The sequence below is a fragment of the Mycobacterium sp. TH-M82 genome (assembly GCF_057473605.1).
On sequence record NZ_JBYCKY010000270.1, the window covers coordinates 1 to 8,428 of the forward strand.

The following is an 8,428-nucleotide window of genomic DNA, read 5'->3' on the forward strand; positions in this document are numbered from 1 at the left end:
CTCCAACCGCGCAGTCAACTCATCAATCCTGCGCAACGCCTCAACAACCACCCCCCGACGATCCATCAACCCAACCTCTCCAAAAGACGCCGCAGCAGTTCATCGTCGGTGAGGTCACCGTAGGCATCGGAGACGTCGGTGCTTTCGGATTCGGCGACCTCGATCAGCTCGGGAAGGATGCCGGCCAGGTAGCCGGTGAGTGCTTCGACGCTCGGGTAGTCGAACACCACGGCGGCGGGGAGAGTTTCGCCGAGGCTTTCCGACAGCGACCGCTGCAGGGTGATGCTCATCAGCGAATCCATGCCGGATTGGAAGAAACCCGCCTCCGGATCCAGTAGGTGCGGCGACGCCAGGCCCATCGCCGCGACGACCTCTGCGGTGACGTGCTCGAACACCAGGTCACGGCGCTGCGTCGGCTCGCAGTCGCGCAGCGCCTGCCGAAACTCGGTGACCGGATCGCCGGCACCGGCACCGTCGGCACTGCCGCCGGTGTCGTTCGCCAGCAGGTCGTCGACGATGTGCAGCGCGGCCCGGGTGCGATATGCGCCTGCCAGTCGGGCCCAGTCGGCGGCGACGATCATGGAGCGAACCGGGGCGTCCGGGCCGGTGACCAGGGGCAGCGCGGCGATCGCGACCTCGTCGGGCATGGGTTCGAGTCCGGAGTCCAGCATCACCTGGCGCTGCGCGTCGGATTGGGTGTCGGTCAGCGACTTCCACAGGCCCCAGTCGATCGCGGTGGCCGGCAGCCCGGCGGTTCGGCGCGCATAGGCGAAGGTGTCCAGGAAGGTGGTGGTCGCCGCGTAGTGGGCCAGCCAGCGCGAGCCGGTCACTCCGGAGATCGACGAGAACAGCACGAACTGCCGCAGCGGGTGCGTCAGCGACAGTTTGTGCAGCAGTGCCGCCGCATCAAGTTTCGGCCGGAACATCGAGGCGACGTCGTCGTCGGTCATGTCGCACAACGTCACCGGTCCGCCCCCGAAGGCGCCGAGGTAGATGCCGGAAAGCGGTGGCAGGTCGGCTCCGAACCGGCCGAACAGAGCGCTCATCGCGGTTTCGTCCGAGGCATCTGCGGCCACCGTCAGCAGCGTCGTCCCGGTCGCGGTCAGGCCGGCCGCCAGCTCGTCGAGGCGAGAACCCGGATTTCTCGACACCGCGACGATGGTGCCGGCGCCCATGGCGGCGAGTTGGCGGATCAGCTGCGGTCCGATGTTGCCGGTTGCGCCGATCACCAGGTGGCAGCCGTCCCCGTCGAGAACGACCGGGGCGGTTGGTGGCGAATAACCCGGGCGCAGGCGCGGGACTCGGCGGACACCGGCTCGGTACACCGCCTGGTCCTCGCCGTGATCAGCACCGCCGGCGGCTGTGGTGTCCGTGGCTTGCATGGCGTCGGCTTCGGCGGCCACATACTTCGCGGCGAGCGCGGCCGGCACCGACTCGTCGACATCAACGACGCCGCCCCAGATCTCGGGATGCTCCAGCGCCAGCGAACGGCCGAGTCCCCACAGCACGGCGTGATCGGGACTGGCCCGGTCACCGGCATCGACGGGCTGGGCATTGCGGGTGAGCAGGAACACCCTGGGCGGCTGGGATATTTCTGCGACCTCTGCGGCTGCCACTGCCGCCACTGCCAGCCGCCGGGCGGTGTTGAACAGGCCGTAGGCCGCTTCGGCGGTGAATTGCCCCGCCACGGGCTCGGGTGCGTAGAGCACTCGGGTCACTCCGGCGAGGGCGTCGGCCAGCGCCGACTCGGGCCCCGTGAGCACCGACGGACTCAGCACCCTGGCCGCACCGGCCGCACCGCCGAGCGAACGCGACATCTGGCCACCCGGATCGGCGTCGGCGATCACCAGCCAGGACTCACCGGTGCCCGGCGGGCGGTTCTGCGCGTCGGGCAGGCTGCGGGTCGGCCAGGCCAGCTCGCACCACCATTGCGGCGGGATCACTGCGCTGCTGTGCCCGCTGCTGTGCACCGGCCGCTCGGCGCCCGGCTCGGCCGATGCGCGCCGCTGCCGCAGCGGAGCGACGTCGAGCCAGTGGCGGGTGTGCTGCCACGCAGTGGTGGGCAGCACCGGATGCGGTTCGGGCGGGTGCGGGGTCTGCGGCGGGTGGCTGGTGTGCGTGCGGTTGAGGTTGGTGTGGAAAGTCACCGTGTCGTCGCCGTCGCGCCACAGTGTGCCGATGCTGTGGTGGTGGGTCTCCGATTCCAGCGTGTCGTCGATGGCGTGGATCAGTATCGGGTGGGCGCTGACCTCGATGAAGGTGGCGTGCTCGTTTGCGGCGTCGGTGATGGCCTGGCTCAGCCGTGCCGGTTGGCGCAGGTTGGCCACCCAGTAGTCGGCGTCCAGCGGTGCCGTGGTCGCAGTGGTTTCAGTGACTGTGGAGAAGAACGCGATGACCGGGTCCTCGGGGATCAGGCCGGTCAGTGCCGCCCGCAGTTCGGGCAGGATCGGATCCATCAGCGCTGTGTGCGAGGCGACCTCCATGTTGACCCGCCGGGCGAATCGGTTTCGGGCGCTCACCGCGACCGTCACCGCGTCGACCTGCTCGGGCCGTCCGGCGACCACGGTCTGGCGCGGCGAGACATAGCCCGCCACGCTCACACCCGGATACTCGGCGATGGCGGCCTCGGCGGCCTCGGCGTCCAGGTTGAGCAAGGCCACCGCGCCATCGCCGGCGAGCCGGGACATCAGCTGGGACCGGGCGGCGATCACCCGAAATCCGTCGGCCGGGCTCAAGGCCCCGGCCACCACGGCGGCGGTCACCTCCCCCATCGAATGTCCGATCACGGCGTCCGGGTGCACCCCGTAGGACCGCCACAGTTCGGTCAGCCCCAGCTGCAACCCCATCAGCACCGGCTGCACCTGCGCATCCCCGCGCAGCGGCTCACCGCCGGTGATCGCGTGCCACAGTGAAAATCCGACGTGCTCGGTGAAAACCGGATCCAGCGCGGCGACCGCGGTGGCGAACACCGGCTCGTCGACGAGCAACTGCCGACCCATCCCGGCCCAGTGCGAGCCCTGCCCCGAGTACACGAATACCGTTCCGGGGCCGCATGGTCCGTCGTGCGGGCCGACGAGTCCGGCCGCCGACCGGCCGGCAGCCAGGGCGTGCAACACGGCCACCGCATCCGCGCGGTCGCGGGCGCACACCGTGGCGAACTGGGCGTGCAGAGCGCGGTGGTGGTTGAGAGTGTGGGCCACATCGGGCAGTGAAACCCCGGCGCCGGCGCCGTCCATCCACGCGGCCAGCGCGCCGGCCGTCGACGCGATACGCTGCGGGGTCTGCCCGGAAATCACCAGCGTGCTGACCGCTGGATCGGGCTCACGGACGACAACAACGGCGGTGGCGTCAGGGGCTGGTGCCTGCTCGATCACCACATGCGCATTGGTGCCGCCGAATCCGAATGCCGACACCCCGGCCCGCCGTGGACGTTGCAGACCTGACGTGGCGGGCCACTTCTGTTGTTCAGCAACCACCTTCAGCCGCAACTGGTCGAACGGAATATGCGGGTTGGGGGTGTGGAATCCCAGGTTCTTCGGAATGCTCGAATGTTGCACCGCCAACACCGCTTTGATGAACCCTGCGATACCGGCGGCCGCCTCGAGATGGCCCAGATTCGATTTGATGGCACCGATCAACAGCGGCGAGGCTTCGGGGCGCCCGCGTCCCAGAACCGTGCCGAGCGCACGTGCCTCGATGGGATCTCCCAGCAGGGTTCCGGTTCCATGTGCCTCGACATAGTCCACTTCATGCGTCGGCACACCGGCATTGGCGTATGCCGCGCGCAGCACCGCCATCTGGGCGGCCGGGTTGGGCGCCAGCATCCCGTTGGACCGACCGTCGGAGTTGACCGCTGAACCCCGCACCACCGCCAGCAGCCGATCGTTGTCGCGCACCGCGTCACTGAGTCGTTTGAGCACCACCGCCCCGCAGCCCTCGCCGCGGACGAAGCCGTCGGCGTCCGCGTCGAAGGTATGGCAGGCACCAGTCGGCGACAGCGCGCCGGTTTGGTCGAAGGCCCGAAAAACGCCGGGCGACAGCAGCAGATTGACTCCGGCCGCGATGGCCAGGTCGCACTCCCGTGTTCGCAGGCTCTGGCAGGCCAGATGCACGGTGACCAGCGACGACGAGCAGGCGGTGTCTACTGTGACGGAGGGGCCGCGCAGATCAAGGAAATACGACAGGCGATTGGCGATAATGCTCAGCGCGCCACCGGGATTGCTCCATGCGTCAACACCGGCCAGATCGTAAGATGGCATGTAACCGTAGTCGGCGTAGCACGCGCCGGCGAATACCCCGGTCTGCGAGCGTCGTAGCGAACTCGACGGAATCCCGGCGTGCTCCAATGCTTCCCATGCGACTTCCAGCAAAAGACGCTGCTGGGGGTCCATCTTGGCGGCTTCGCGGGTGGAGATATCGAAGAATTCCGCGTCGAAGGCGTCGATGTCGGACAGAAATGAGCCCCAATGCGTGGTGCTGGCGAGCAACGCCGCGACCTCGGGTGAGCCGTCGTCGAACGGCGCCCACCGTTCCGGCGGCACCTCCCCTACCGCGGACCGGCCCTCGCATAGGAACTGCCACAACGAATCCGGACCGATGATCCCACCGGGAAAGCGGCAGCCCAGACCGACTACCGCGACGGGTTCATCGGAGGTGCTGCGCACCGGGCCGGATACCGGCTGGGCTGCGGTCGAAGTGGCGTCGGATTCCACGCCGCCCAGAAAACGCGCCAGCTCACCGATCGTCGGACGCTGCCAGAGCTCCACCGGTGAGACCTGCCGGCCGAGTAACTCAGACAGCTCCCCGCAGAGCACAACCGCGTCACGCGAGCCCACGCCGAGATCGTTGACCGACGCGTCGAAATCGACGTCATCGGGACTGCAGCCGATGTTCGTCACCAGGTAGTCGGCCAGCCAGTTCCGAAGATACCCTTCGTCGAAACCCGCATTCATGCGCGTAATCCGCTTCTCATCGCAGACCATCCCGTCCGGCCGGAGCCGATTCCACCTGTTCGAACAACTCATTCAACACACTGCTTGCCGAGTCGGGCAGCGCGTCAACAACAGCCGAACCTTCCTGCGGTACCAGCTTTTTAGCGAGTTGAGCCGCCAACGCCGAAGTCGTCGGGTGGTTCCACAGCATCGTCGCCGACAGCTCGATACCGACGAACTGCTCGGTCGCGCGTCGCACCGACATCGCCATCACCGAGTTCAAGCCCAACTCCGCGAACGGCCGGTCTAGGTCCAGTTCGGCTTCCGGCATGCGAAGTTCGCGGGCCAGGATGGCGCGCAGGCCCACCTCGAGTTCGCTGAGCAGCTCCGCTGCGGGCAGCTGCGACCAGGCTTTGGTGGATGCGGTCGACACAGTGCGGTCCACGCCGGTCTGCCCGTCCGGCGAAGGCAGCGGGACGATCACGGCTTGACCGACGTCGTAGCGTGCCACGTGTTCCCAGGCGGCGAAGGCTTCTTCGGCGCTGATCGGGCGTGAACCCATCCGCTCCAGCTCATCCAAGACCACAGCCGCGTTCGTGGCGAACCCCAGCCCCCGCCAGGCCACCCAGTCCAGGCTCATGGTGCGGCAACCTTGGCGGTGACGCGCCCGGGCCAGGCCGTCGAGGTAAGCGTTCGCCGCCGCGTAGGCGCCCTGCCCCGGCACCCCGAACACCGCACCGGCCGCCGCGGTCAGGAAGAAGAAGTCCAGCCCACCCGAGCCGCTCGGCGGGAACGTCTCGTGCAACACCCGGGCGCCTGCGATTTTCGGCCACAAGGTGTCACGCAGGCGGCTGTCGGCGATCTCGGTGAGAAGTTGGCCGTCGGTGACTCCGGCGGCGTGGATGACGCCGCGGATCGGTGGATCCCCGGCGTCGTCGCGTGCGGCCAGCAGTGCCTGGACCCCGTCGCGCGACCCGATGTCGACCGCTACCGCGTCAACCGAGACGCCACGGCGTTCCAGTGCCCGGATCGCGGCGATCTTGTGCCGGGCGTCGACCATGCTGGCGGGGTTGCCGGGATCGTCCCAGTCGCGCCTGGGCGGCAGCGGGGTGCGGCCGGCGAGCACCAGCCGGCGGGCACCGTGGTCCGCGAGCCACGTCGCCATCAGCAGCCCGAGTGCACCCATGCCTCCGGTGATCAGGTATGCCGCATCTGGCCTGCACCGCAACGGCTCTCGCACCGGTTCGCCGGAGATCGGCGTCAAGGCGGGGGTGAAGAACGTGCCGTCGCGCAGCACCAGGATGGACTTTGCCGGTGTGCTCAGCACACTGGCCAGCGCGGAAACGTCATCGGCGGTGTCCGCACGATCTTCACTGCCGCCCGGCGCGGCGGGGAGGTCGATCAGGCCGCCGCACAGCTGAGGCTGCTCGGCCCGGATCACGCCGGCGAGTCCCCAGAGGCAACCCTGGCGCACCGCGGCATCGGTGGCGGCCTCGCGGACGCCGCGGGTGATGATCCACAGCGCGGGCGGGTGGTTCTCCCGCTCCGCCAGCCTTGCGACCAGATCGGCCACTTCCGCCGACAGCCGGGTCGCGCAGTCGATGTCGCTGCCGGCTGCCGGTCCGGGGTCGGCGAGGTAGAGGACGCAGTCCGCGTCGGCGATGTCGGCAGGCCGGTGGCCCATGCAGGCGAGCTGATCGCGCAGCGTGCGGGCCGCCCCGGCACTGTCGCTCATCCCCACCAGCGCCACGGTGGCCGGGCTGTCGGATACCGGTCGTGCAGGACGCTCCCAGGGTTGCCAGTCGAACGTGTGCACCATGGTGCGCGGCTCAGTCGCGGGAGCCATCGAACCCAAATCCACAACGTCCACAGCGTCCACAGCGTCCACAGCGGCGTAGCGCAGTGCGCGAATGTCGATGCACGTCCTGCCGTCGGGTGTCTGCACGGCGATGTCGACGATCAGCTCATCCTCGGCGGTGTTGTTCCTGATGCGCCGCTGCACCTCGACCGAGCCGCACGGCTCGGTGAGTTCAGCCTCAAACCGTACGCTCTCGACTGCGGCTGGAACCATGAGCCGCGGGTTGGACCTGTCCACCAGCCGGGCGACATGCAGTGCCGCATCAAGCAGCGCGACCGTCGACCCCTCGGACAACTCCACATCGGCGTGCAGCCTGTCCGGCGTGGACCGGCCCGAGCGGACGGACCATCCGAACGGGCGTCCCTGGCTGCCCCACGTTCGCCACAGCGAGGTGACCGATTCGTCGGCGAACTCGGTGCCCGTTGTGTCGGGGTCGGGTGCTTCACAGCCATCCGCGCCGTCCGAGGGGTGGTGGGCGATACGTGCACTGAGGTGTCTGACCCAGTGGTGCACGGAGTCATCCGCTGCGAGTCTCGATGCCACAGTGATGAATTCAGCCTCACCGACCACCTGGATCACCCGCGGCTGGTCGACGGCGATCGGATATTCGAATCGGACGTTTGACAGCGTCAACACGCCAGTGTCACCCTGGCCGGTCGCGGTCGATGCAGCAGCCAGAGTCTGCAGCAGCACCGATGCCGGGACGACTTCGGTGCCGTGGTTTCGATGATCCCCCGGGTACGGCTTGGCTTCCGGTGTCAGCCGCGCCTGCCAGAGATGGGTGAGCGACGTGCCGGCGACCGCGATGTATGCACCGAGCAGGGTGCCCGGCCGGGGTGCAGCTTCTGCGGCCCGGGCTTTCTTGACTGGGTCCGGGACGGAAATCCAGTGGTGGGTGTGCTGCCAGGGCATGGCGGGCAGGACCGGATGCGGCCCGGCCGGATGCTGTGTCGGCGGGGGGCCGGTGGTGTGGATGCTGTTGAGGTTGGTGTGGAAGCCGAGTGTGTCATCGCTGTCGCGGGTCAGCGTGCCGATGCTGTAGTGCGGGGCAGGCGGGCCGGCGGGATTAGTTTCGAGCGTTTCGGTGATCGCATGGGTCAGGATCGGATGTGCGCTGACCTCGATGAAAATCGCGTGATCTTGGGCGGCGGCGGTGATGGCCTGGCTCAGCCGCGCCGGGTTGCGCAGATTGGCCACCCAATAGTCGGCGTCGAGCAACGGTTTTCGGTCCTGCGGTGGGTCGGCAGCGGTGGACAGGAACGCGATAGCGGGAAGTTCGGGGGCCAGGTCGGTCAGCGCCGCCCGCAGTTCGGGCAGGATCGGCTCCATCAACGCAGTGTGCGAGGCGACCTCCATGTTGACTCGGCGGGCGAAGCGCTCCGCTGCGCTGACCGCAGCGACCACCGCATCAACCTGCTCGGGCGGCCCGGCGATCACCGTCTGCCGGGGCGAGATGTAGCCCGCCACGCTGACATCCGAGACGTCGGGATACTCGGCCAGCAGCGCCTCGACGTCGGGGGCGTCGAGCTCCAGCAGCGCTACCGCGCCCTGACCGGCCAGCCGCGCCATCAACGCCGAGCGGGTCGCGATCACCTTCAACCCGTCGGCCGGGCTCAGCGCCCCGGCCACCACCGCCGCA

General features: G+C 68.6%; 2 protein-coding genes. Both read right to left on the bottom strand.

The genetic code is table 11. The features are described 5' to 3' along the window. Positions 1 to 65 precede the first annotated feature (65 nt). Entirely contained in the window at positions 66 to 4,952 is a 4,887-nt protein-coding gene (locus tag AC2VON_RS08555; RefSeq protein WP_486952559.1) for an SDR family NAD(P)-dependent oxidoreductase, read from the bottom strand. Positions 4,953 to 4,968: 16 nt separating this feature from the next. Continuing rightward, the coding region (locus tag AC2VON_RS08560) for a KR domain-containing protein (RefSeq protein WP_486952560.1) at positions 4,969 to 8,428 on the bottom strand (3,460 nt) is incomplete at its 5' end.